Raw genomic sequence first — 24,966 nt, 5'->3', positions numbered from 1 at the left:
CCATGAAACTCAGCGATTTCGATTTCCATCTGCCCGAAGACCTGATTGCCACGCGGCCCGCCAACCCGCGGTCTTCGGCGCGTCTACTGGTGGCCAATGGCGACGCAGTGACAGACGCGCATGTGTTCGACCTGCCCGACTGGCTGCAGCCTGGCGACCGGCTGGTGTTGAACGACACCCGCGTCATCCCCGCTCGCCTGAATGGCCGCCGTCACCGCGACAGCGCGCAAGGGCCGGTTTCTGCCGCGATCGAGGCGACCTTGCTGGACCCGCAGGCCGATGGCACATGGGCGGCGCTGATCAAACCGCTGAAAAAGGTCAAGCTGGGTGAAGAGATTCAGTTCTCCGACGACCTCAGCGCCACGCTGGACCGGGTCGAGGGCGGACAGGCCTATCTGCGCTTCAATCGAACGGGCGAGGATTTCGATGCCGCTCTGGAACAGGCGGGCGCGATGCCGCTGCCGCCCTATATCGCCGCCAAACGACCGGCGGATGAGCAGGACAAGACCGATTACCAGACGATCTGGGCTCGCAATTCGGGTGCGGTTGCGGCCCCCACCGCCTCGTTGCATTTCGATCAGGCGCTGATGCAGGCGCTTCAGGCGCGCGGTGTCACGTTCAGCCATGTAACACTGCATGTGGGCGCGGGCACCTTCCTGCCGGTCAAGGTCGAGGACGTGACAACCCACAAGATGCACGCCGAATGGGGCAGGGTCAGCGCCACCGCAGTCGAAGAAATCCGCACCACCAAGGCCGCTGGCGGGCGGGTCATTCCGGTTGGCACCACCGCGCTGCGACTGATCGAAAGCGCGGCGCGCTCGGGTCAGATCGAACCGTGGGAGGGTGACACTGACATCTTCATCTATCCCGGTTTCCAGTTCCACGTCACCGACGCGCTGATGACCAATTTCCACCTGCCAAAATCCACATTATTGATGCTGGTTTCTGCGTTGATGGGGCAGGATCGGATGCGCAATGTCTATGCCCATGCGATTGAACGGAAATATCGGTTCTTCTCATACGGCGACGCGTCGCTTTTGATCCCGTAAACGGCGCGATGTCGGGATCACGCCCCCGCAATGTCGTAGACAAGCGGGTTCTGAGCCGTTTTTCATATCAAAACGAATCCTTAAGTCCGGTCGGCAAATAGTACGGAGACCCCAATGCTTCAGGTCCTTTCCAGCGCGTGGGCGCTTCTTCTTGGTATGGGGCTTCTTATGGTCGGCAACGGCCTGCAGGGCACGATCCTGGGGGTGCGGGGCGAGATCGAGGGCTTTTCGACGCTCGAGATGTCCTTTGTGATGTCGGCCTATTTCATGGGTTTTCTGGGTGGGTCACGACTTGCCCCCGAGATGATCCGACGAGTCGGGCATGTGCGGGTGTTCGCGGCGCTGGCCTCATTCATCTCGGCGGTCATGATCCTTTACCCGCTGATGACCAATCCGATTGTCTGGGTGCTGGGCCGTTTCGTCATCGGGTTCTGCTTTTCCGGCGTGTATGTCACCGCCGAAAGCTGGCTGAACAATGCTGCCAGCAACGAAAACCGCGGTCAGGCGCTGTCTCTGTATATGATCTTTCAGATGACGGGCATCATCAGTGCGCAGGGGTTGGTGGTGTTGAGTGACCCGGCCGGGTTTGACACTTTTGTAATCGCGTCCATCCTGGTTTCGGTCTCTTTTGCCCCAATCCTCCTGTCGATTTCACCAACTCCGGCGTTTGACACGACCAAGCCAATGACGCTGCGAGAGTTGTTTAACAGCTCTCCGCTGGGCTGTGTCGGTATGTTCCTTCTGGGCGGAGTGTTTTCGGCCCAGTTCGGCATGGCATCCGTTTACGGTGCCCGATCGGGGCTGACGCTGGTCGAGATTTCGACCTTTATTGCTTCCTTCTATATCGGCGCGTTGGTGCTGCAGTATCCATTGGGCTGGATGTCGGATCGCATGGATCGCCGCTTTCTGATCATGCTGGTTGCGGGTGTGGGGGCCTGCGCGGCGTTTGCGGGTATGATATTTGGGGTCACGTTCCCGATCCTGCTGGGGGCGGCCTTTGTGATCGGCGGCATGTCGAACCCGCTCTATTCGCTGCTGATCGCCCACGCGAACGACTTTCTCAACCACGAAGACATGGCTGCCGCCTCGGGCGGTCTGTTGTTCATCAACGGGCTTGGCGCCATTGCGGGGCCGCTAATCACCGGTTGGCTGATGGGGGATGCCGTCTTTGGTCCTTCGGGGTTCTTCCTGTTTATCGCCAGCTTGCTGGTCATCATGGCGGCCTATGCGCTCTACCGTACCACACAGCGTGCCGCGATCCCGGTTGATGAGACCGGAACGATGTCGCCATTCTACCCGACGGCCTCTCCGGTCGCGCTTGAGGTGGCCCAAGAAGTGGCCATCGAAGCCGCCGAAGCTGAACAGGAAACGCAAGATGTTGCCTAGGACACAAGATTATGACGCAAGTGTTGCAATTTTTTACTGTTACAAATCTGTAAAACGTCCTTAAATGACCTTACGTCCCTGGGGAGGGCAACACGACGGAGTAAGGGCAATGGTAGGGCCTGAAGACGTATTGAGTTTTTGGTTGGATGAGGTTGGCCCCGAGGGGTGGTATCTGCAAGACGACGCCTTGGATGCTAAGATTCGCGAACGGTTTTTGACCACCTGGGAAGCCGCGAATGAAGGCAAGTTCTCTCTTTGGCTGACCTATCCCAGCGGGGCACTGGCTTACATCATTCTGATGGATCAGTTCCCGCGAAACATGTTCCGCGGCAGCGCCAAGGCGTTCTCGTCGGACCGCGCGGCCCTGTCAGCCGCCAAATGCGCGGTGGACAAGGGGTGGGACCTCAAGATCGACGAACCGGCGCGTCAGTTCTTTTACCTGCCGATGATGCACTCGGAAAACCTGTGCGATCAGGAGCGCTGTGTCCGTCTGATGTGTCAGAACATGACGGAAAGCGATCCAAGCAACCTGTTGCACGCAAGGGCCCATCGCGAGGTTATCCGCAAATTCGGACGGTTCCCATATCGCAACGAGGCGCTTGAGCGCCCGATGACTGCGCACGAAGCGGCCTATGTCGACATGGGCGGGTACGGTGCCACGGTGCGGGAACTGCAAGCCGCCGGCTAGGACGACGGCACACATCCCCGAACAGCAATTACTCGGTCGGCAATCACGTCGGCCGATTTTTCTATTGCAGTGTTAATCAGCTTATCCGGGGACTCGGTGATTTCCGCGATGCGGGCCTGCGAATCCTGCATTCTCGCTTCCAGATTATCCAAGGTGACCAACGCCGTGGATATCCGTACTTTCTCGGCGATATCTGTCACAGAGCCATCAGTCTGTAGGTTAGTCAGATCGCTGCGCAGGGCTGCAAGCTCGCCCCGAACACCGCGAATTTCGTCCTTGAGAGGCGCAATGATCTGAAGCTTTTCTTCAAAAACCGTGGTGATGCCTTCAACTGTCGATGCCAGCTTCCACCCCAGAAACAAACAGAGTGCCACCAGAATAAGAGTGGCGTTGAGCAGAGCAAGCAGTAGGTCCTTTAGTGTTTTGGCCATGGTAACCCTTTCTAATGACTTGGGTTAAGGAATGAGCGGGCGGGCCCGGCCCCTATGTTCTAGCCATTGAGACGGGCCCGGTATAGGCTGAATTCTGCAGAAACTGGTGCTGTTGACCCTGCGTCGCTTTTGTCGCGGACGAGGTGTGTTGATGCGTTGCGGGATTTAGTTTAATGGTAAACTAATTTTCATTCGACCTGTGCCGAGAGGAAAACATGGCTGCACAATCTTTTGATCTGATCGTAATCGGCGCCGGTCCGGGCGGCTATGTGGCGGCTATCCGCGCGGCCCAGTTGGGCCTGAAAACTGCCGTGGTTGAGCGTGAGCATCTGGGCGGTATCTGCCTGAACTGGGGCTGTATCCCGACCAAGGCGTTGCTGCGGTCCTCCGAAGTGTTCCACCTGATGGAACGCGCCAAGGATTTCGGTCTGAAAGCGGACAAGATCGGCTATGATCTGGACGCTGTGGTCAAACGCTCGCGCGGTGTGGCGGCGCAGCTGTCGGGTGGTATCGGCCATCTGCTGAAGAAAAACAAAGTGACGGTGGTAATGGGTGAGGCCACGATCCCCGCCAAGGGCAAGGTGTCGGTCAAAACCGAAAAGGGCACCGAAGAGCTGACCGCCAAGAATATCGTTCTGGCCACCGGCGCGCGGGCGCGCGAACTGCCGGGTCTTGAGGCGGACGGTGATCTGGTCTGGACCTACAAGCACGCACTGCAACCGCCGCGGATGCCTAAGAAACTGCTGGTCATCGGCTCGGGCGCGATTGGCATCGAATTCGCCAGCTTCTACAACACGCTGGGCGCAGATACGACCGTGGTCGAGGTCATGGACCGCGTTCTGCCGGTCGAAGATGCCGAAATCAGTGCATTGGCCAAAAAAGCCTTCACCAAGCAGGGCATGACCATCATGGAAAAAGCGATGGTCAAGCAGCTGGACCGGGCCAAGGGCAAGGTCACCGCGCATATCGAGGTGAAGGGCAAGGTCGAGAAACACGACTTTGACACCGTCATCTCAGCCGTTGGGATCGTGGGCAATGTTGAAAACCTGGGGCTTGAAGCTCTGGGCGTGAAGATCGACCGTACCCATGTGGTCACCGATGAGTTCTGTCGCACCGGTGTTGATGGCCTTTATGCCATTGGTGACATTGCAGGCGCGCCTTGGCTGGCGCACAAGGCCAGCCATGAGGGCGTTATGGTTGCCGAGCTGATTGCAGGCAAACATGCGCACCCGGTGAAACCCGAAAGCATCGCAGGCTGTACCTATTGTCAGCCGCAGGTGGCCTCGGTCGGGTACTCTGAGGCGAAAGCCAAGGAATTGGGTTATGAGATCAAAGTGGGCCGCTTCCCCTTCATCGGCAACGGCAAAGCCATCGCACTGGGTGAGCCTGAAGGTCTGATCAAGACGGTTTTCGATGCCAAAACAGGTGAATTGTTGGGCGCGCACATGATTGGCGCCGAGGTGACCGAACTGATTCAGGGCTATGTGGTTGGTCGCCAGTTGGAGACCACGGAAGAGGACCTGATGAACACCGTCTTCCCGCATCCGACGCTGTCGGAAATGATGCACGAAAGCGTTTTGGACGCATATGGGAAGGTTATCCATATGTGATCCGGGGCAACTACCCGTGTCAAAGGCACCGCCAATTCGGCGGTGCCTTTTTTCTTTAGCGGGTCAGCGCATCCAGAATACGGGCCCAGGACCGGATGCCTTTGTGAAAGCTTTTCACGTCGTATTTTTCGTTTGGTGAGTGGATAGCGTCGTCGTCATTGGCAAAGCCGACCAGCATCGAATCCAGTCCGAGTTCAGTGTTGAAATACCCCACAACCGGGATTGATCCGCCCATACCGGTGAACACGGCCTCACGCCCCCATTCGTCCGACAGCGCTCCGCGGGCGGCTTCGAACTCGGGGCGGTCGAGATTCATGACCGAGGCAGGGGACCCTTCCAGATCATTGTCCCATTCGACTTTTGCGTCGGGCGACAGGCGGTCCTCAACATGTTTGCGGACCTTGTCGCGCAGGGCATCCGGGTCCATGTCGCCGACCAGACGGCAGGTGATCTTGCAATGCGCCTGCGACGGGATCACGGTCTTTGAACCTGCGCCGTTATAGCCGCCCCACAGGCCGTTGACCTCAAGCGTCGGGCGGGCCCATTGCTGTTCTAACGTCGAGTAACCTCTTTCGCCATGTGGTTGGGAATACCCGACCGAGTTCAGGTATTCAGCCTCGTCGAACCCGCAGCCTTCCCATTGACGTAGCTGGTCGGCGGGCACTTCGTGGACACCTTCATAAAAGCCTTCCACCGCGACGCGCCCGGTTTCGTTGTCATAGAACGAGGCGACGATCTTCGACAGTTCCCGCAGCGGGTTCAGGCCGGGGCCGCCGTAATGGCCCGAGTGCAGGTCGATACGCGGGCCGGTGATGGTGAATTCGTCCTTGAGCATCCCACGCAGTTGCGAGGCAATCGACGGCACGCCCCGCGACACCATCGAAGTATCACAGACCAAAGCGAGATCGGCTTTCAGTTCGGAGGCATTCTCGCGCAGGAACGGCACAAGCGACGGGGACCCCGATTCCTCTTCGCCTTCAAAGAAAAAGGTGATGCGGCAGGGCAGGGTACCGTGCACCGCTTTCCACGCCCGGCAGGCTTCGACAAAGGTCATCAACTGGCCTTTGTCGTCCGATGAACCGCGGCCGCGAATGACCGGGCCGTTTTCGGTGTCTTCGATCGCCGGATCGAAGGGGGCGCGATTCCATAGTTCCAGCGGGTCGACCGGCTGCACGTCATAATGCCCGTAGAATAGGACATGCGGCGCGTCGCTGTCCTCTCCGACATGGCCAACCACCATCGGGTGGCCGGGTGTTTCTCGTTTTTCGGCTGCAATGCCAATGCTTTGCAGGTCGGCAACCAGCCAATCTGCGGCCTGATCCACTTGCGCGTTATAGGCTGGGTCGGTGGAAATCGACGGAATGCGCAGCAGTTCCATCAGGCGGTCGATCGAGGTTTGCAGATCGGCGTCAATGCGGTTCAGAACAGCGTCCAGCGACATGGGGTACTCCTGCTTTTGAGATTTGCCGAAACCCTATCAGCGCCACCGGCGCCGTCCAGTGCGCTTTGAAGGGAATGTGGTATAATATCGGAAACGCTGGCACGGGCCTGCGTCGTTTCCTCGCGTCCGATAGCCGTAACTTTACTTGTCGGAACCAGTGCGACGGGATATTTGATGCAAATCAAATATGTGATCCCAATGTTGTTTATACGTCGTGGGCACAAGGGAACGCATCGGCGCTCACTCGGATTCGTCCGACGCAGGCGTCAGAACAGGATGTCCGGCCGATGGCGGCATTGGTCGGGCAGGTAAGGAGACACCGGTGGACTATACTGCTCAGCTCGATACAGCGATTGCCAAGCTGCATGATGAAGGACGTTACCGGACCTTTATCGATATCGAACGCCGGAATGGCCATTTCCCACATGCGGTGCGGACGCGCCCGGACGGGTCGCAGCAAAACATCACCGTGTGGTGTGGCAACGACTATCTGGGCATGGGGCAAAACCCGGTTGTCCTGAACGCGATGCACGATGCGGTTGACGCGGCTGGTGCGGGGTCGGGCGGTACACGCAATATCTCGGGCACCACAGTCTATCACAAACAGCTTGAGGCCGAGCTGGCGGATTTGCACGGCAAAGAGGCGGCGCTGCTGTTTACCAGCGCGTATATTGCCAATGACGCGACGCTGAGCACGTTGCCGAAACTGTTTCCCGGTCTGATCATTTATTCCGACGCGCTGAACCATGCCTCGATGATCGAAGGCGTGCGCCGCAACGGTGGCGCCAAGCGCATCTTCCGTCACAATGACGTTGAACATCTGCGCGAGCTGCTGGAGGCGGACGATCCCAAAGCACCCAAGCTGATCGCGTTTGAATCGGTTTACTCGATGGATGGCGATTTTGGCCCGATCGAGGCGATCTGCGATCTGGCCGACGAATTCGGTGCCCTGACCTATATCGACGAAGTTCACGCGGTTGGAATGTACGGCCCACGCGGTGGCGGCGTGACCGAGCGTGATAATCTGGCGCATCGCATCGACATCATCAACGGCACGCTGGCCAAGGCCTATGGTGTCATGGGCGGCTATATCGCGGCCAGTGAGAAAATGTGCGACGCCGTGCGCTCTTACGCGCCGGGCTTCATCTTTACCACCTCGCTGCCGCCGGCGGTCGCGGCGGGGGCAGCAGCGTCTGTTGCGCATCTCAAGACTGCGCCTGAACTGCGCGAGCAGCATCAGACACAGGCGAAAATCCTCAAACTGCGGCTCAAAGGCTTGGGCCTGCCGCTGATCGACCACGGCAGCCACATCGTTCCCGTGATCGTGGGGAACCCGGTGCACACCAAAATCCTGAGCGACCGTCTGCTGGATGATTTCGGCATTTACGTGCAGCCGATCAATTTCCCGACTGTGCCCCGCGGGACCGAGCGCCTGCGCTTTACCCCTTCGCCTGTGCATGGGCCGGACGAAATGAACCGTCTGGTGCAAGCGATGGACGAACTTTGGTCACATTGTGCGCTAAATCGCGCCGAACTTGCCGGATAACCTTACACCAAAGTGTGCAACGTGTTTGCCGCGTGTTAAGCTTAGGCTAACAAAATCAACGGACGAATCGTTAATGGGACGATTCGCCGGTGGCGCGAAACACGCGCAGGCAGAATGGGGCAGCAGGGATGATTGGGCGCAGATCTCAGCGCGATTCCGAAGGTGATACCGACGTCAGGCCGAAGGGCTTTGATGACTATGAGGTACGGCTTGGCGACAGGATGCGCGGCGAACGCGCAACCATGGGCAAGTCTCTTCTGGATGTGCAGCGGGAATTGCGGATCAAGGCCAACTACATTGCTGCCATAGAAGACGCTGATCCAGATGCGTTTGACACACCCGGCTTTATCGCCGGGTATGTGCGTTCTTATGCCCGTTATCTGGGCATGAACCCGGATGAAACCTTTGCCGCCTTCTGCAAGGAAAGCGGATTCGAGGTGGCGCATGGCATGTCGGCCGAGGCATCGGTTGTCCGCAAGCCTTCGGGCGGCGTAGCCGCGCGGGGGCCGATGGGGCGCGATCCCTTCACCTCGCCCAACACTCCCTTTGTTCCGGGCAAGGAATCCCTCGTCAGCCAGATAGAGCCGCGGGCGATTGGCTCGTCTCTGGTTCTGATCGCCGTGATTTGCGGTATTGGTTATGGCGGCTGGTCGGTCCTGAACAAGATTCAGCAAGTGCAGGTCAGTCCGGTTGAGCAAGCCCCGGTGGTTCTGTCTGATCTCGATCCGCTGGATGCGGCGGGTGCCGTCCCGACCGAGGTTGCCGTCGCCGATACCTCCAGCGCCGAGGCGTTGGACCGTCTGTATCGTCCGCAAGCCCTGGACGTTCCGGTTCTGGTTGCCCGCGACGCACCGATTTCCACGCTTGATCCGCGCACGATTGGAACCTTCCAGCCGCAGGAATTGCCCAAGGTCGAAGTGGCCGAGGTTCACACCGTTGAACGCCCGGCCTTGCCGCAGGTGGTCGAAAAGATTGACACAACGCTCAAGATCGTTGCGGTCAACCCGGCCTGGATGCGGGTCACCGCCGCAGATGGCAGCGTGATTTTCGAGGGTACTCTGGGCACGGTCGAGCAGGGCAATGTCTTCGAAGTGCCTTTGACCGAAGAACCGCCGCTGTTGCGTGCGGGGGCTTCGGGGTCTGTGTTCTTCTCGATGAATGGTGAACATTACGGACCCGCTGGTGCACCGGGAACCGTCGCCAAAGGTGTGGTCCTGTCCAAGGATGCGGTTGCCGAGACCTATGCGGTTGCCGATCTCGAAGCAGACCAGAACAGCGCGCTCAAGCAATTGGTGGCCGAACTTCAGGCGCAGACAGACGAAACTCCTGCCGAGTGATCTAGCCATTGCGATGCCCCTTTAGGCGGACTATTTAAAGCGCAACTCAGGCTGTCTTGGACCCGTCCCCATGTCGCTCAATCACGTTCGTCCGTGGCGCAATATCTATCGCCGCAAATCCCGTCAGGTCATGGTTGGTGACGTTGCCGTTGGGGGCGATGCTCCGATCGCGGTCCAGACGATGACCAACACATTGACAACCGACGTGGCGGCGACCGTGGCGCAGGTACAGGCGGCCGCAGAGGCGGGCGCGGATATCGTGCGTGTCTCGGTCCCGGATGAAGCATCCTCGAAAGCGTTGAAAGAGATCGTCCGCGAAAGTACGGTGCCGATCGTTGCCGACATCCATTTCCACTACAAACGCGGGATCGAAGCAGCCGAGGCCGGTGCCGCATGTTTGCGGATCAACCCCGGCAATATCGGTGATGAAAAGCGCGTCAAAGAGGTCATCAAAGCCGCGCGCGACCACAATTGTTCGATCCGGATTGGTGTGAATGCGGGCAGTCTGGAAAAGCACCTGCTTGAGAAGTATGGCGAGCCGTGCCCAGAGGCGATGGTCGAAAGCGGGTTGGAACATATCCGCATTCTGGAAGACAACGACTTTCACGACTTCAAGATCAGCGTGAAAGCCAGCGACGTCTTCCTGTCCGCCGCCGCTTATCAGGGTATTGCCGAGGCCACCGACGCACCCATCCATCTGGGCATTACCGAGGCCGGCGGGCTGGTGTCCGGCACCATCAAATCGGCCATCGGTCTGGGCAACCTGCTGTGGATGGGGATCGGCGACACGATCCGCGTCAGCCTGTCTGCCGATCCGGTCGAAGAGGTCAAGGTCGGTTACGAAATTCTGAAATCCCTGGGTCTGCGCCATCGCGGTGTGAATATCATCTCGTGCCCGTCCTGCGCGCGGCAGGGATTTGACGTGATCAAGACGGTCGAGGCGCTGGAGCAACGGCTGGAGCACATCAAGACACCAATGAGCCTGTCCATCATAGGCTGCGTGGTGAACGGCCCGGGTGAGGCGCTGATGACTGATGTGGGCTTTACCGGCGGTGGGGCCGGGTCGGGTATGGTCTACTTGGCGGGCAAAGCCAGCCACAAGATGTCCAACGACCAGATGATCGATCACATCGTCGAAGAGGTCGAGAAAAAAGCGGCCGAGCTGGACGCGGCACAGGAAGCGGCCGAATAGGCATCTGAGGTTTCGGCCGTGCCGAGTATTGCGAACACGGCACGGCAAGTTTGCTGCACCCGCCCAAAAGGCGGAGCAGACAGCGTTATTTGGCGGAAGAATGTTTGGCGTGCAGGTCAAACCAGCCGATGACAACCGCAAACAGGTTGTTCGGCGCGTGCTGCGCAGCCAGATTCAGGCCTTTCTGAACCTTCATTGCGTCCTCATAGGACAGCCATTCACCTTCAAGGTCCTCTCCGAACAGGCCGGATGCCCCGTCAGGGAACTGATGGTCAAAGACCTTGCCATGCGGCGAGTAGGGCGGAATGGTCTGATAATGCGTGTACTTCTGGTTCGAGAATTTGAACCGGTCGTACCCGTTCTCGTACAAAGTCTGCAGCATATCCGAGCTGCCATTCTCGACCGAAATATATGGTGGCCGATCCGGCAAGGACATGATTTGCGCCAGGGCCACATTGTCCAGCCCTTCGATGTCGATCTTGACATAGCGGATCTGTTTCGAAACATCCTTAAGCAGCTTCGAGACATCAATCGCCGGTACAACGATCTTTTCGGCACCTTCTGCCCGGCTTCCGATCTCTTCGTCGACCGAACTCCACTCGGTATCAAACTTGTTCACATAGAATGTGACTTCGTCCACATCCGAGTCGGTGATCGCGAAGTTTTTGATGTCGACGCCATCAAGGCCCAGCTCGTCAAACTTCTTGGACACTGCTGCACAAAGGTCGGGGATGGCCTCAACAGCAATGACCTGGAATCCCCTTTTGCGATAGTAGTACGAGTCCGTACCGTCATTCATGCCGATATCGACGATGATGCCCTGATCCGCGGCGGGAAGCGGCGCTTCAGTGGCTGTTTCGACCCCGGTTAGGTTGCTCAGAGGCGCGTTTTTCCCACGAAGAGCACGACCGGCCTCGCGCACCTTGGCGGCTGCTCGGGACAAACCTGATTTTCTATTATTGCTCATGCGTGCCTCTGGCTTTGGATCAAATTCATTGCTGCGTTCAATGCCTGAGACCAAGGAAGCGATCAATACAAAAGTTGTGAACTTGAACCCAGGCAGGAGGTGGCGGTTTGAAAAACGCGCTGGTTATTGCTGAATGCTGTACCTGCTGGGAATGTCTGAATCTCGGGACGAGCCGGCAGTGTGCTTGTCAAACTTATGCCTCAATCGCCTTTCACAACACGTTATAGTTGATTGGAGTGTTTTGTGATTTCATTTAAACGTCGCCTTTACCGTGAAAGACGCAGACTGGTCGCTATTGCATTAATGATGTTCATCGCGGGGCTTGTCGCCGGTATCAACCAAGACCGATTTGTGTTTGGAATACCCTTTCAATTGGCTTGCGCAGTGGCATTCCTAGTGCTCTTGACGCCTGTGCTGATGACTATCGCGCTGTTGTTCCCAAACGTCCGTACAGCAACGGAGTCGGTGGCATTTTCCTTGCCGGTGATTTGCATAATTTTTGTTGTCGAAAAATTGGACAGCAGCTTTTCCGAGTTCTTCATTTTTGTCGTCGTCATTATGATCTGTCAGGTGACGTTCGCTGTTTACGGTGGCGGTTGGGTAGATCGGTTCTTTCCGGCCCGCAGCAGAACATTTTACAGTAAAGTCAGGACTCGTCTCTCACCTGAAGAGCTTTGGCCATTCCTCGTCGTGACGCCCGATACAGTGGACACTTACGGAGACGAAAGCACGGTGTCGATTGAATGGGTGGAGCCGGGCGAGAGTTTTGTGGAAGTGTCGCAGGTCGACGACCTGACCCGTGTTGAAGAGTTGCAAACCATAGAACAGTTTGAACCTGGGGTGCAATTCGGGATGCGCTTTAAGGCTCTGAGCGCCAAAGAGGGCACGAGCGGTTCAAGCGGAACAATGGCGCGGACGTTCGAGGAAACACCAACTGGCACCGATCTGCAGACCACGCGCAGTTTTGACCACATGTCGCCAATGGCCAGCTTTCGGTTTTGGTTGGATGATGGGTTTGCTCGGTTTGACGACAAGTACGTCGCCCGAGCTGAACTGATGTCAGGCCTGTGAGTGGGGAAGGGGCGGTCAGGCCGCCCCCTGGCCATCAGCTCTGGTCTTTACGCACACCGTTTGCAATCTGCTGCATCTGAGCGGCAGGAAGAAAACCGCGCAGCATTTCGGTGCCCAGTACGAAGGACGGCGTGCCGGAGATCTTCATCCGTTGCGCCAGAGCGCGGGTCTGCGCGATTTCGTCGGTGACCTGATCGCTGTTCATTGCTGCGATGATCGCGTCGCTGTCCAGCCCAAGGCCGTCTGAAATGCGGCGCAGGGTAACCTCGGTCGGTTCGCCGCTGAATTCCAGTAGGGCGTCATGAACCTGCTTATAGGCATCGTTACCGGCGACCTGTTTCGTGGCGACGGCAAAGCGGGACGACATGACCGAGGCTTCGCCCAGAATCGGCAGTTCCTTGATCACCAGACGAATGTTGCCGTCCGCAGCCAGCAGGCTGGCCACTTCGGGCACGGCCCGGCGGCAGTAGCCGCAGCGATAATCCATGAACTCGACCAGAGTGATGTCGCCGTCCGGATTGCCGCCAACCCAGCTGTATCCGTCATTGAAAAGCTCATCGGCGTTGGCCTGAACCAACTCTTTGTCGGCTGCGGCTTCAGCTGCGGCATTGCGCTGTTCCAGGATGTCGATCGCCTCGATGATCACCTCGGGGTTTTCCAGCAGGTATTCGCGCACCTGTTTGCCGAACTCGGCTTTTTCGGCCTCGCTGAGCGCATTCAGGTCCAGCGCCTGCGCCGGGCCGGTGATCATGGAAAGCCCCAGAAGGGCGGGTGCTGCATGTCTGAGGATCATTTCCGTTTCCTTTTTGCTTTCGTAGCGCGCTCTGATGCAATCAACACATCTTGTGCCCGTTGCCAACCCGGTGACCCTTCGGGCAGTTGCCGGATAGCGCGTTTTGCGTGGATGCCCGCATCGGCCATCCGGCCTTGCAAGGCATATCGTTCTGCGGTCACGGCCGAGGCCATGCCATTGTTCCCGACCTTTGCGTAGGCGACCCCAAGGTCCTGCATCAGTCGGGCATTCCGGTAATCTCTGTTTCTTGCTTTTTCCAGCACTTGCAGGGCGTCCTTTGTCTGCCCCTGCGCCAGCATGGCCCGTCCGTATCCAGCAAGGATCAAGGCATCGTTCGGCGCCATTTCAACCGCTTGGCCATAAGCAGCAACTGCCTCCTGGACCTGTCGGTTTTCCAGCAGAATCTGGCCTTTGAGTTCGTAATAGAACGGGTCCTCCGGACGAATGGCCAGCGCAGCGTCTATCGCCGCGCGGGCCTTGGCCAGATCGCGGTTTTGGTGATGGGCTGCGGCCTCGCGCATCAGGCGGATATCCTGCGCGCTTTCTTCCTTGGCCCGGCGCAAGGTCCAGCCGGGCGACCGCAGGAAGGCCGACAATTTGCCTTTGACGCGTGCGAACCAGTAATCGGTGTTCGGGTTCGGCTTCGCCTTGTCCCCGAACTGTTCCATAAACGCCTCGGCGGCGCGCAGACGTTCCCGGCTGGTGGGGTGGGACCGCATATATGGGTCCTGATTGATTGTGCTCAGCAATTCCTGACCCGCGAATTTGCGGTGCAGGGCCACCATGCCGCTGGGCGAGATACCGGCCCATCTGAGATAGCTGGCGGCGCTCTGGTCAGCCGAGGATTCCTCGGCCCGGGTATGCCCCAGAAAGCTGCGTAACGCGGCGCTTTGGGTCCCCGCAGCAATGCCCGCCGCAGCCTCGCCGCCGCCAGCAGCCGCTGCGATCAGGGCAAGTGCAGTGCCCAAGCCTGCATTTCGCTGTGCTGCGCGCAGGTTTTCCACCCTTCGGGCCAGGTGACCATTGGCGATATGGGCGGCCTCGTGGGCGATGACGGCCTGCAGCATCTCGGGGCTTTCAACGGTCAGAATCAGCCCGTAGTTCACGTAGATCGCGCCATAGTCGATCACGAAGGCGTTGAACGTGCTGTCATTGACCACCAGAATCCGAACGCGGTTGGTGTTCAGCCCGGCCGCGCGCAGGACGGGAAAGGCCAGTTCACGCAGCCCATACTCGATGTCGGGGTCCCGGATCAGGCTTTGCGCGGTCGAGGGCACAGCACTTACCATCCATGTCGCTGCAACCAGCAACAGGGTCGGGATTGACGCCACCCTGGATAAGCGTTCAAAAGCCATGGCTGCAACATGGGAGATGGGCATGAGAAACTCAACCCGATCCGGGGTCGATCCCTTCATCGTGATGGATGTGATGGAGGCCGCGCGCAAGGCTGAAGAGGCCGGGCGCCACATCATCCATATGGAGGTCGGACAGCCCGGAACAGGTGCGCCCAAAGGGGCGACAGCCGCGCTGGCCAAGGCGATGGAACAAGCCCCGCTGGGCTATACGGTCGCTCTGGGCCTGCCAGCACTGCGGCAACGGATCGCACGGCTGTATGGTGAGTGGTACAATGTCGACCTGAATCCCGAACGCGTGGTGATCACGCCGGGGTCGTCGGGCGGGTTTCTGCTGACTTTTACAGCGCTGTTCGACAGCGGGGATCGTGTTGGCATCGGCGCACCGGGCTATCCGTCGTACCGACAGATTCTCAAGGCGCTGGGGCTGGTGCCGGTCGATCTGCCAACTGCGCCGGAAAACCGGTTGCAGCCGGTGCCCGCGGATTTCGCCGGGCTGGACCTGCAGGGGCTGATGGTGGCGTCTCCGGCCAACCCCACCGGTACCATGCTGGATCACGCAGCGATGGGATCGCTGATCGAGGCCGCGCACGGGCAGGGAGCCTCGTTCATCAGTGACGAGATTTACCACGGTCTGGAGTATGAGGCCAAAGCCGTCACTGCGCTGGAGTTGACGGATGATTGCTATGTGATCAACTCATTCTCGAAGTATTTCTCGATGACCGGCTGGCGTGTTGGCTGGATGGTCGTGCCCGAGGATCAGGTGCGCGTGGTTGAGCGTATCGCCCAGAACATGTTCATCTGCGCCCCCCATGCCAGTCAGGTGGCCGCGCTGGCGGCAATGGATTGCGAGGAGGAGTTGCAGGCCAATCTGGACGTCTACCGCCGCAACCGAACGCTGATGCTGGATGGGCTGCCCAAGGCTGGGTTCACTAATATCGCGCCGCCTGACGGGGCCTTTTACGTCTATGCGGACGTGTCCGACCTGACCGATGACAGCCGCGCCTTTGCGGCCGAGATTCTGGACAAGGCCGGGGTCGCCGTCACGCCAGGATTGGATTTCGACCCGGCGCGCGGGCACCACACCCTGCGGTTCTCATACGCGCGGTTGTCAGAGGATATCGAGGAAGGCCTGTTGCGGCTGCGTCGTTTCATGGCCGAGCGCGGTGCAATCACCGAGCAGGCGTAGGGCGTTCACAAAATTGCGCTGGTCGGCTAGGCTGGCGGTCAAACGATCTCGGGAAAACTTGAGGCCATGAGCAGGATTTTCTACGCCATCGCGCTGATCTGGGCGCTGACCGGTGCTGCGCTTGCGCACGACTTCAGTGCGCTTGCACGTGTGTTGCCGGATCAAAGCCGCATCACCAATGACGGCCGCGCTGGTGTTCGCATCGACCTTGGCCTCAGCCAGGGGGTGCCGTACCGGGTCTTTACCCTGCGGGATCCCTACCGCATGGTTCTGGACTTTCAGGAGGTCGACTGGACCGGCTTGGACGCCGACACCTTCCTGCAATCCGACCGGATCAGTGGCGTTCAGTTCGGGGCCTACGTCCCGGGCTGGTCGCGGATGGTGCTGGAGCTTGGCGCGCCGCTGGCTGTTGAGACTGCCGATTTGCGGGTGGATCAGGTCACCGGGGCTGCGCGATTGTCGCTGCACCTGAGTGGAACGGATTTCGACAGTTTCACCGCCTCTGCCGGTGCCCCGCGCCAGCCGGGCTGGGACCTGCCAGAGCCCGCGGTGACACCGGCCAAACCCGGCCGTGATGGCACGCGCCCCTTGCTGGTTATGCTGGATCCCGGCCATGGCGGCATCGATCCGGGGGCCGAGGCCGGGGGCACGGATGAGAAAACCCTGATGCTGACCTTCGCGCGCGAATTGCGCGAAACGCTATTGCGGGCAGGGGGTTATCAGGTGGTGTTGACCCGTGTGGATGACCATTTCGTCAGTCTGGAACGCCGCATCGCGCTGGCGCACCGGGCGGGGGCGGATGTGTTCATCTCGCTGCACGCGGATATCCTGTCGGAAGGCCGCGCTCATGGGGCGGCTGTTTATACGCTGTCCGACGACGCTTCGGACGTGGCCAGTCATAAACTGGCCGAGCGGCATGATCGGGGCGACCTGATCTCGGGCGTGGACCTCAGCGGCGCGGATGATCAGGTGGCGGACGTGCTGCTGGACATTGCCCGGCAGGAAACCCGGCCTCGCACCGATGCGCTGGCGCGAGCGCTGGCCGATGGAATGACACAGCAGGGCGGGCCGATGAACAGCCGTCCGATCCGTACGGCGTCGTTTTCGGTACTCAAGGCCGCGGATATCCCCTCGGTCCTGGTCGAGCTTGGATTTCTGTCCAGTCCCAGAGACCTGAAAAACATCCAAAATCCTGAATGGCGCAGGGATATGGCGCTTGGTATCCTGAACGGGTTGGAGCAATGGCGGCAGGACGATCTGGTCAAACGGTCCCTGATTGGCCAGTGACCCTGCGGCATAAACCGGCTATTATCGGCCATCGTGTTTTGACCCTGCGCCGCGTCATCCCTATATAGGCGGCAGCGCGAGTAAAAGGCAGCAACGTGATCCGTTTCATTCTTTCCGTTTTCGGGGCGATTTTCAGCCTCGTCACATTGGGTATTTTCATGGCCGCGCTGGTGATTGGCGCGGTGTTCTGGATGTATGGCCGCGACCTGCCCAGCCATGAATCGCTGGCGCAGTACAAACCGCCGACGATTAGCCGGATTTACTCGGGCGAAGGTCAGCTGATCGATGAATTCGCGCAGGAACGCCGCCTGTTCACGCCGTCCGAAGAAATTCCCGATCTGGTGAAGCAGGCGTTCATCTCGGCTGAGGACAAGAACTTCTACACCCATCAGGGCTATGACCCGCGCGGTATCATCGCCGCCGGGGTCGAGGCGGTAAAGTCCAAGGGCGAAAACGTCCGTGGTGCCTCGACGATCACGCAGCAGGTGATGAAGAACTTCCTGCTGTCCGGTGACCGGCGCGCAGAACGCAAGATCAAAGAGATCATCCTCGCCACCCGGCTTGAGGATACACTGGACAAGGAACAGATCCTCGAACTCTATATGAACGAGATCTTTCTGGGCCAGAACTCGTATGGTGTGACCGCCGCCGCGCAGACCTATTTCAACAAGACACTGCAGGAACTTGAACCGCACGAGGCCGCGACGCTGGCTGCGATGCCCAAGGCGCCGTCGGACTACCACCCGGTGCGGCAAAAGGAACGCCTGCTGAACCGCCGAAACTACGTGCTGCGTGAAATGCGGCAGAACGGATATATCGATCAGGCGACCTATGACGTCGAGGTCGAGATGGCGCTGCGGTCGGTGCAGAACGGTGACTTTGAAAGCTTCCGCACCGCGCTGCCGCCGCGCGATTACTTCACCGATGAAATCCGCCGCCAGCTGAGCGAGGATTTCGGTGAGGGTGAGTTCTTTACCGGCGGCTTCACCGTCCGCGCTTCGGTCGATGAAGAAATGCAGGTCGAGGCCGCCAAGGCCCTGCGCACGGCTTTGCAGAAATACGACCGGTCGCGCGGCAAGTGGCGCGGCACGGGCGAGGTGATCCCCGAGGAGAAACTGGCCGACGAAGCCCAGTGGCGCGACGCGCTGGCAATCATGGAAATCCCCCGCGACGTGGTGCTGCCGACGCAGTGGTATCCGGCAGTGGTTCTGAACGTGGGTGAACAATCGCTGACCGTGGGCATTGAAAACGGCCCGGCGGATGGTGTCATTCCGCGGTCCGACATCAAATGGATGCAGGGCGATTTCGCAGCCAACTTCAAACGCGGCGACGTCATTCTGGTGATGGCCGGTGAAGAGGGCCAGTGGTCCGCCCGTCAGGTGCCCGAAGTGCAGGGCGGCTTTGTCGCGATGGACGTGAACTCGGGCCGTGTTCTGGCGATGCAGGGCGGCTTCTCGTATCAGGATTCCGTGTTCAACCGCGCCACGCAGGCACAGCGTCAACCGGGGTCGAGCTTTAAGCCCTTCGTCTACGCTGCGGCGCTGGACAGTGGCTATAGCCCCGCCACCATCGTTGTGGACGCGCCGATCGAGGTGAACACGCCGCAGGGTCTGTGGCGTCCCAAGAACTCGTCGAACAAGTTCTACGGCCCGACGCCGCTGCGCACCGGGATTGAACAGTCGCGGAACCTGATGACCATTCGTCTGGCGCAAGAGGTCACGATGCCTGTTGTGGCAGGGTACGCCGAACGGTTCGGCGTGTACGACCGAATGGGCGCGTACCTTGCGAACTCGCTGGGGTCCGAGGAAACGACGCTCTACAAGATGGTTGCCGCCTACGCGATGTTTGCCAATGGTGGTGAGCGGGTCGAGCCCACTCTGGTCGACCGTATTCAGGACCGGTCCGGCAAGACGATCTATCGTCATGATGACCGGCAGTGTCTGGACTGTAACTCGGCCTGGCTGGAGCCGGATGAATCGCCGACCATCGAGACCAACCGCTCTCAGGTCATGGACGCGATCACGGCGTACCAGCTGACCTCGATGATGAAGGGCGTGGTGGATCGGGGGACCGCGTCGTCGGTCGTCAACCTGCCTGTGCCGACCGCGGGCAAGACCGGCACAACCAACGAATCCAAGGACGCATGGTTCATCGGTTTCACCTCGAATATCGTGGCGGGTTGTTATATCGGTTATGACCGCCCGCGCCCGATGGGGCGGGGGGCCTATGGCGGCACCATGTGTGGCCCGGTGTTCCAGAGCTTCATGGAAAAAGCCGTCGAGAAATATGGCGGTGGCCCGTTTGAAGTGCCCGAGGGTGGCCATTTCATCAAGATCGACCGGTTCAGCGGCGCACGTCTGCCAGCGGATGCGACCGGTGACTACGTCGTGGCCGAGTATTTCCGCGATGGTGTCGATGGCTTTATCGACCGCGTCTATGACGGTGGCTTTGCGATGGGGTCAGACTTGCCGCTGTTTGAAGAGGCCAGCTCGGGCCGTCAGGTGACCACCTCGACCGGCAACACCATCACCGTTGGCCCCAATGCCAGCCAGGGTGATCTGCAGGGCGGCGGCCTTTACTAATCGGCCGCTCTCAGAAGCAGGTTGAGGAGGTTCGCCTCGTGGTCGTCCGTGATGGTTCCCTCGGATCGCCAAAAGATCGACAACGCGCATTTTGCAGCAGCCCATTGCGCAAGGCGCTTGGGCTGAACTGACATGGCATCGGAATAGAGCGCGATACACTGATCCGTCTGTGCACGTTGACGCACAAGGTCCGGCATACCTTTGGGGTGGCGTAGCGCATTGGCCAGCTCGAACGCCGGATCGCCCAGATACCCTTTGGGGTCGATGACCCGCAGGCCATGCACGGTTTGGATGACGTTGTCATGGTGCAAATCGCCATGCAGTGGGACGACCGTGTTCTGCACCTCCAAAAGGAATCGCGCCAAATCCAGCGCCCTGACCATGCCCTGCCTCAGGGGGGGCAGGCAACTCGCTGAGAAAGAACAGTTGAACAATGGTGCGAAAACTGCGTTCAGATTTTTCAGCCCGTTTGGATCAAGCCTTGGTTCGGCATGCAATCGCCGCGCAGTTTCTGCCAGCAAACGGCACGCTTCGTTTGGTTGGCCGCTGCGCGCTATGTCACCCAGGGATGGGCCTTCAAGCCATTCCATCAGAACGGCATTTCCTGTCTCTGCGAGTACCCTCACTGCACCGCGATCCTGCCAGCGCGCCAACAGCTGTGTTGCCGGGGCTTCATTCCCGCGATCCGGTTTGCGATACAGTTTCAAGGCCGCCAGATTGCCATCTGGCGTCCGGGCCTTCCACAGTTTGGCCAGACCGGTGTCTGCGACCTGTTCAAGGATCGTCAGCCCCCAGCTATTCGGATACTCAAGCGTTACATCAGTCATTCAGGCCGCACCCGCCTTGTGGTGGTCTCGCGCTCTTGCTATCACGCAGGCCTGATTGAGCAAGTTGGGACAAGACCATGCGCGCCGAAACCCAGAACACCGTGGCGGAAATCGAAAAGTCGCTGGAGCTGCTGGCGCAGCGTATGGACTATGAAACCGCCCCGCATCGTCTTGAGGAATTCAACGCGCGGGTCGAGGACCCAAACCTGTGGGACAATCCCGAGAACGCGCAGAAACTGATGCGCGAGCGCCAGATGCTGGTGGACGCCATTGAGACCTATGAATCCATCAAGACCGACCTCAGCGACAATATCGAGCTGATTGAGCTGGGCGAGATGGAAGAGGACGAAGAGGTCGTCAGCGACGCCGAGGACGCCATCAAGAAACTGGGGGCCAAAGCCGCCAAGAAAGAGCTTGAGGCGCTGCTGGATGGCGAGGCCGACAGCAATGACACCTTCCTCGAAATCAACTCGGGCGCGGGTGGCACGGAAAGCTGCGACTGGGCTTCGATGCTGGCGCGGATGTACGTGCGTTGGGCCGAGAAGAAAGGCTATACCGTCGAGCTGCAATCTGAGACCGCGGGCGAAGAGGCGGGGATCAAATCCGCCGCTTACAAGATTTCCGGCCACAACGCCTATGGCTGGCTGAAATCCGAAAGCGGCGTGCACCGTCTGGTGCGGATTTCACCTTATGACTCGGCGGCCAAACGGCATACTTCATTCAGTTCGGTCTGGGTCTATCCGGTGGTTGACGACAATATCGAGATCGAGGTGAACCCGGCCGATATCCGCATCGACACCTACCGGTCCTCGGGGGCGGGCGGTCAGCACGTGAACACCACGGACTCGGCGGTGCGGATCACGCACATTCCGACTGGCATCGTTGTGACCTCGTCCGAGAAATCGCAGCACCAGAACCGCGATATCGCGATGAAAGCGCTGAAATCGCGCCTGTACCAGCAGGAGCTGGACCGCCGCAACGCTGATATCAACGCGGCGCATGAAGCCAAGGGCGACGCAGGCTGGGGTAACCAGATCCGGTCTTACGTGTTGCAGCCCTATCAGATGGTCAAGGATTTGCGGACCAACCACGAGACCTCGGACACCAAAGGGGTGCTGGACGGTGATCTGGACGGGTTCATGGCGGCAACGCTGGCGTTGAACGTGGCGGGCAAAAGCCGGTCCGAGGCGCAGGGCGAAGGCTAACTGCAGACCAGCAGGATATACGTGATGAGCATGATCAAAGGCCACTGGCAACTGATCGTGATTGTCACACTGGTGTTTGCGCTCTGGCATACTCCGATCGTGCTTCCGCTGAAGATTCTTGTCGTGTTCCTGCACGAGCTTTCGCACGCGATTGTGGTTGTCGTAACCGGAGGATCGGTGGAAAGCTTCTCCATCTCTCCGCGTCAGGGTGGGCTTGTAACGGCCCGAGGAGGCAATCGCTTTCTGAGCCTGTCGGCGGGTTACCTTGGATCATTGGCGCTTGGCATGGGGCTCTTGTTTGTTGCCCTGCGAACGCATTGGGACCGGGCGTTGCTGGGTGGCTTCGGTGGGGTCATGCTGTTGGTGACCTTACTTTACGTCCGCGAGCCATTTGCGATGCTGTTCTGCGGTATTGTCGGTGCTGGGATGCTCGCCATGGCCTGGTATCTAAGTCGACCGCTATGCGATCTGTTTCTGCGGATCATAGGGCTGACCAGCATGATCTATGTCCCCTATGATATTTTTGACGACACGATCCGCCGCGCGGGCATACGTTCGGATGCGTATATGTTGGCCGAGGAATTCGGCGGCACTACGATGCTGTGGGGCGGTGCATGGCTTGTCATCAGCCTCTCGTCGATCTTTCTGTGCCTGAAATACTTCCTTGGGCGCGATAGCAACTTGAGCTTTGGCCAATAGACCTGTTGATCGCCAGTGGCTTTTTTCAAAAGATGTATTCAAACAGTGGGTTTAAATAGAGAAGTGCCCCGGCTAGGCTGACCCCCGAGGAGGGACGCGCCAGGGATGGATTTGAGCCAGACGACTGCTATCGACTTGTTGAACGCGATCGCCGCAGGGCGGTTGTCAGCTGAAGAGTTGATGCAGGCGACCTTGGAGCGGATTGCCTCGGCCAACGGGTCGGCGAACGCCATCGTTGCCCTGCGCGATCCGGGTGATTTACTGGCTGAAGCACGGGCGCTGGATGCCGGGCCGAACCGCGGGGCGCTGCATGGGTTGCCGATTGCAGTCAAGGATCTGGTCAACGTTGCCGGGATCGTTTCCTCTCAGGGTTCGCCGATTTTCAAGGATCATGTGCCGCGGAAGGATGATCTGATTGCCGCGCGGATGCGGGCGGCGGGGGCGATCCTGATCGGCAAGACTAACGTGCCGGAATTTGGGCTGGGGTCTCATACCTTCAATCCGGTCTATGGAGCGACGCGCAATCCTTATGACCCGGCGCGGACCAGTGGTGGGTCGTCGGGGGGCGCGGCTGTGGCGCTGGCCACAGGGATGGTCGCATTGGCAGACGGGTCCGATATGATGGGCAGTTTGCGCAATCCCGCCGCTTGGAACAATGTCTACGGGTTTCGGCCCAGCTGGGGGCGGGTGCCGTCCGAGCCTGCGGGTGACGGGTATCTGCATCAGCTCTCGACGCTTGGCCCGATGGCACGCAGCCCCGAGGATTTGGGTCTGTTGCTGGACGTGATCTCGGGGCCGGATTCGCGGCAGCCCTATGGAACTGCCAGCCCTGCGGTATCGCCGGTTCAGGCTGCCGATATGCACGGTCTGCGGATCGGCTGGCTGGATGATTGGGGTGGGGCATTTTCATTTCAGGACGGCATTCGCGAAGTGTGCCGGGACGCGTTGGATGTGTTTGCGCAACTTGGGGCCGAAGTTGTCCCGGTTGCCGCGCCTTTCCCGGCTGATCAGATCTGGGACAGTTGGGTCACGTTGCGCGCGTGGAGTGTGGCCGCCGGTCTTGCGGAGTTGTCGGAACAACGGGCAGCCTTGAAGGACACTGCGCGGTGGGAACTGGACCGGGGGCTGGCCCTGACGGCGATGCAAGTTCATGAGGCCAGCGTTTCGCGGTCAGAGTGGTTCCGCTGCGCGGCCGCGCTGTTTCAGGACTATGACGCACTGGTCCTGCCGTCGGCGCAGGTTTGGCCTTTTGAGGTTGAGACACCGTACCCGACTGAGATCGCCGGAACACAGATGGACACCTATCATCGTTGGATGGAGGTCATGGTGCCGGTCAGCCTGATCGGCTTGCCATGCCTGTCCGTGCCTGTCGGTTTTGGAACCGCGGGGCTGCCGATGGGGATGCAGGTCTTTGGCCCGCGGGGAACGGACGCGCATATCCTGTCCATCGGTGCGGCCTATCACGCCGCCACCCGGTGGCCACAAAAACGACCGGCCTGATGGAGGGGCCGGCAAGGGAGGAGAGACATAATGGAGAAACCTTTCGGCGTTCCGAACCTGGGGCCAGTGGACATGGGGATGCTGCGCGAAGCATTGCGCAGGGCCTGGGGTGATTTCCGGCGGGCGCCGGTCTTTGGCTTGCTGTTCGCTGCGTTCTATGTGCTGGCTGGCTGGGCGATCGCCTGGGTCACGGTGCAAACCGGAACCTCGTACTGGCTGGTGCTTGCGGCGATCGGGTTTCCCCTGCTGGGCCCGTTTGCGGCGGTCGGGCTGTATGAGGTATCGCATCGGCTGGAGCAGGGAGAGCCGTTGGATTTCAGCGCAATTTTCGGCGTTGTCATACAGCAGGGGCGGCGTCAGTTGCCCTCGATCTGCGCGATCATCGTGGTGATGTTTCTGTTCTGGTTCTTTCTGGGCCACATGATCTTTGCGCTGTTCATGGGGCTGTCGACAATGACCAATGTCTCGACTTCGTTGGAGGTGTATTTCACGGCCAACGGGTTGACGATGCTGGCTGTGGGAACCGCTGTCGGGGCGGTGTTTGCGACGATCCTGTATATGATCACCGTGCTGTCAATCCCTATGCTGCTGGATCGTGAGCTGGATTTCGTGACCGCCATGATTGCCAGCTTTGCCTATGTACGTGACCATCTGGGCATAATGCTGGTCTGGGGCGTGTTCATCGCGGTCCTGACCTTTGTTGCCATGATCCCGTGGTTTCTGGGCTTGCTGATTGTGATGCCGTTGTTAGGTCACGCAAGCTGGCATTTGTATCGGCTGATCACACAGTCGTCCGATCAGGCCAAGGGGTAAC

Annotated in this window: 21 protein-coding genes; 15 read left to right on the top strand and 6 right to left on the bottom strand. The window is 59.4% G+C overall.

From position 1 onward, the window contains the following. Positions 1-2 precede the first annotated feature (2 nt). The 3 genes from queA to GOX88_RS04530 all read left to right on the top strand — a co-directional run bounded on the left by queA (position 3) and on the right by GOX88_RS04530 (position 3,123). Positions 3-1,049 carry a tRNA preQ1(34) S-adenosylmethionine ribosyltransferase-isomerase QueA gene (gene queA / locus GOX88_RS04540; RefSeq protein WP_170400254.1) on the top strand — a complete coding sequence of 349 codons (1,047 nt, stop codon included), beginning with the start codon at positions 3-5 and terminating at the stop codon, positions 1,047-1,049. 114 nt (positions 1,050-1,163) lie between these two features. Further along, the gene (locus GOX88_RS04535) at positions 1,164-2,435 is read left to right on the top strand and encodes an MFS transporter (RefSeq protein WP_170399744.1); all 1,272 of its coding nucleotides are present in this window, start codon (positions 1,164-1,166) and stop codon (positions 2,433-2,435) included. Between the two features lie 109 nt (positions 2,436-2,544). Next, complete coding sequence (locus GOX88_RS04530; RefSeq protein WP_170399741.1) at positions 2,545-3,123, top strand: DUF924 family protein; 579 nt, start codon at positions 2,545-2,547, stop codon at positions 3,121-3,123. Here GOX88_RS04530 and GOX88_RS04525 read toward each other — a convergent pair. After that, positions 3,120-3,554, bottom strand: coding sequence for a hypothetical protein (locus tag GOX88_RS04525; RefSeq protein WP_170399738.1), 435 nt, complete (start codon positions 3,552-3,554; stop codon positions 3,120-3,122). The genes GOX88_RS04530 and GOX88_RS04525 overlap by 4 nt on opposite strands. Before the next feature lie 215 nt (positions 3,555-3,769). Here GOX88_RS04525 and lpdA point away from each other — a divergent pair, with 215 nt between their 5' ends. Continuing rightward, positions 3,770-5,164 (top strand): dihydrolipoyl dehydrogenase, encoded by a 1,395-nt coding sequence (gene lpdA, locus GOX88_RS04520; protein ID WP_170399735.1) that lies wholly within the window; start codon positions 3,770-3,772, stop codon positions 5,162-5,164. A gap of 55 nt (positions 5,165-5,219) precedes the next feature. Here lpdA and GOX88_RS04515 read toward each other — a convergent pair whose 3' ends face one another. Continuing rightward, positions 5,220-6,605: a M20/M25/M40 family metallo-hydrolase gene (locus GOX88_RS04515; RefSeq protein WP_170399732.1), complete on the bottom strand. Its 1,386-nt coding sequence runs from the start codon at positions 6,603-6,605 to the stop codon at positions 5,220-5,222. 322 nt (positions 6,606-6,927) lie between these two features. Between GOX88_RS04515 and hemA the strand changes: the two genes are divergently transcribed. The 3 genes from hemA (at position 6,928) to ispG (ending at position 10,680) form a co-directional block, all read left to right on the top strand. Continuing rightward, positions 6,928-8,151 carry a 5-aminolevulinate synthase gene (hemA, locus tag GOX88_RS04510; protein WP_170399729.1) on the top strand — a complete coding sequence of 408 codons (1,224 nt, stop codon included), beginning with the start codon at positions 6,928-6,930 and terminating at the stop codon, positions 8,149-8,151. A 128-nt stretch (positions 8,152-8,279) separates the two neighbouring features. After that, on the top strand, positions 8,280-9,488 hold the full coding sequence (locus GOX88_RS04505; protein WP_170399726.1) for a helix-turn-helix domain-containing protein: 1,209 nt from the start codon (positions 8,280-8,282) through the stop codon (positions 9,486-9,488). A gap of 70 nt (positions 9,489-9,558) precedes the next feature. Next, positions 9,559-10,680, top strand: coding sequence for a flavodoxin-dependent (E)-4-hydroxy-3-methylbut-2-enyl-diphosphate synthase (gene ispG, locus GOX88_RS04500; protein WP_170399723.1), 1,122 nt, complete (start codon positions 9,559-9,561; stop codon positions 10,678-10,680). Positions 10,681-10,765: 85 nt separating this feature from the next. On the opposite strand, the gene GOX88_RS04495 is transcribed toward ispG, so the two are convergent. Next, entirely contained in the window at positions 10,766-11,647 is an 882-nt protein-coding gene (locus tag GOX88_RS04495) for an FkbM family methyltransferase (RefSeq protein WP_170399720.1), read from the bottom strand. 243 nt (positions 11,648-11,890) lie between these two features. Here GOX88_RS04495 and GOX88_RS04490 point away from each other — a divergent pair, with 243 nt between their 5' ends. After that, positions 11,891-12,718 carry a hypothetical protein gene (locus GOX88_RS04490; protein WP_170399717.1) on the top strand — a complete coding sequence of 276 codons (828 nt, stop codon included), beginning with the start codon at positions 11,891-11,893 and terminating at the stop codon, positions 12,716-12,718. Positions 12,719-12,752: 34 nt separating this feature from the next. Here the strand turns inward: GOX88_RS04490 and GOX88_RS04485 are convergent, their stop codons facing one another. Both GOX88_RS04485 and GOX88_RS04480 read right to left on the bottom strand, forming a co-directional pair. Then, on the bottom strand, positions 12,753-13,511 hold the full coding sequence (locus GOX88_RS04485; RefSeq protein ID WP_170399714.1) for a DsbA family protein: 759 nt from the start codon (positions 13,509-13,511) through the stop codon (positions 12,753-12,755). Beyond that, entirely contained in the window at positions 13,508-14,890 is a 1,383-nt protein-coding gene (locus tag GOX88_RS04480; protein WP_170399711.1) for a M48 family metalloprotease, read from the bottom strand. Before GOX88_RS04480 ends, GOX88_RS04485 begins: the two co-directional genes overlap by 4 nt. Between GOX88_RS04480 and GOX88_RS04475 the strand changes: the two genes are divergently transcribed. From GOX88_RS04475 to GOX88_RS04465, 3 genes are all read left to right on the top strand, one after another. Continuing rightward, on the top strand, positions 14,889-16,052 hold the full coding sequence (locus GOX88_RS04475) for a pyridoxal phosphate-dependent aminotransferase (RefSeq protein WP_170399708.1): 1,164 nt from the start codon (positions 14,889-14,891) through the stop codon (positions 16,050-16,052). The genes GOX88_RS04480 and GOX88_RS04475 overlap by 2 nt on opposite strands. Positions 16,053-16,118: 66 nt before the next feature. Then, complete coding sequence (locus GOX88_RS04470; RefSeq protein WP_170399706.1) at positions 16,119-17,339, top strand: N-acetylmuramoyl-L-alanine amidase; 1,221 nt, start codon at positions 16,119-16,121, stop codon at positions 17,337-17,339. 95 nt (positions 17,340-17,434) lie between these two features. Beyond that, positions 17,435-19,921 carry a penicillin-binding protein 1A gene (locus GOX88_RS04465; RefSeq protein WP_170399703.1) on the top strand — a complete coding sequence of 829 codons (2,487 nt, stop codon included), beginning with the start codon at positions 17,435-17,437 and terminating at the stop codon, positions 19,919-19,921. On the opposite strand, the gene GOX88_RS04460 is transcribed toward GOX88_RS04465, so the two are convergent. After that, positions 19,918-20,748 carry an aminoglycoside phosphotransferase family protein gene (locus GOX88_RS04460; RefSeq protein WP_170399700.1) on the bottom strand — a complete coding sequence of 277 codons (831 nt, stop codon included), beginning with the start codon at positions 20,746-20,748 and terminating at the stop codon, positions 19,918-19,920. The genes GOX88_RS04465 and GOX88_RS04460 overlap by 4 nt on opposite strands. A 77-nt stretch (positions 20,749-20,825) precedes the next feature. Between GOX88_RS04460 and prfB the strand changes: the two genes are divergently transcribed. From prfB to GOX88_RS04440, 4 genes are all read left to right on the top strand, one after another. Further along, a complete protein-coding gene (gene prfB, locus GOX88_RS04455) occupies positions 20,826-21,953 on the top strand; it encodes a peptide chain release factor 2 (protein WP_170399697.1) in 1,128 nt (375 codons plus the stop codon). Between the two features lie 24 nt (positions 21,954-21,977). Further along, entirely contained in the window at positions 21,978-22,652 is a 675-nt protein-coding gene (locus GOX88_RS04450; RefSeq protein WP_170399694.1) for a M50 family metallopeptidase, read from the top strand. Between the two features lie 105 nt (positions 22,653-22,757). Next, the gene (locus tag GOX88_RS04445; RefSeq protein ID WP_170399691.1) at positions 22,758-24,152 is read left to right on the top strand and encodes an amidase; all 1,395 of its coding nucleotides are present in this window, start codon (positions 22,758-22,760) and stop codon (positions 24,150-24,152) included. Positions 24,153-24,182: 30 nt separating this feature from the next. Next, a complete protein-coding gene (locus tag GOX88_RS04440; RefSeq protein WP_170399688.1) occupies positions 24,183-24,965 on the top strand; it encodes a DUF2189 domain-containing protein in 783 nt (260 codons plus the stop codon). Position 24,966: the final 1 nt, after the last annotated feature.

The organism is Ruegeria arenilitoris (genome assembly GCF_013030985.1).
GTDB lineage: Bacteria > Pseudomonadota > Alphaproteobacteria > Rhodobacterales > Rhodobacteraceae > Ruegeria > Ruegeria arenilitoris_B.
Note: the sequence above shows the minus strand (reverse complement) of the source record. Positions and strands in the feature narration are given on the sequence as shown.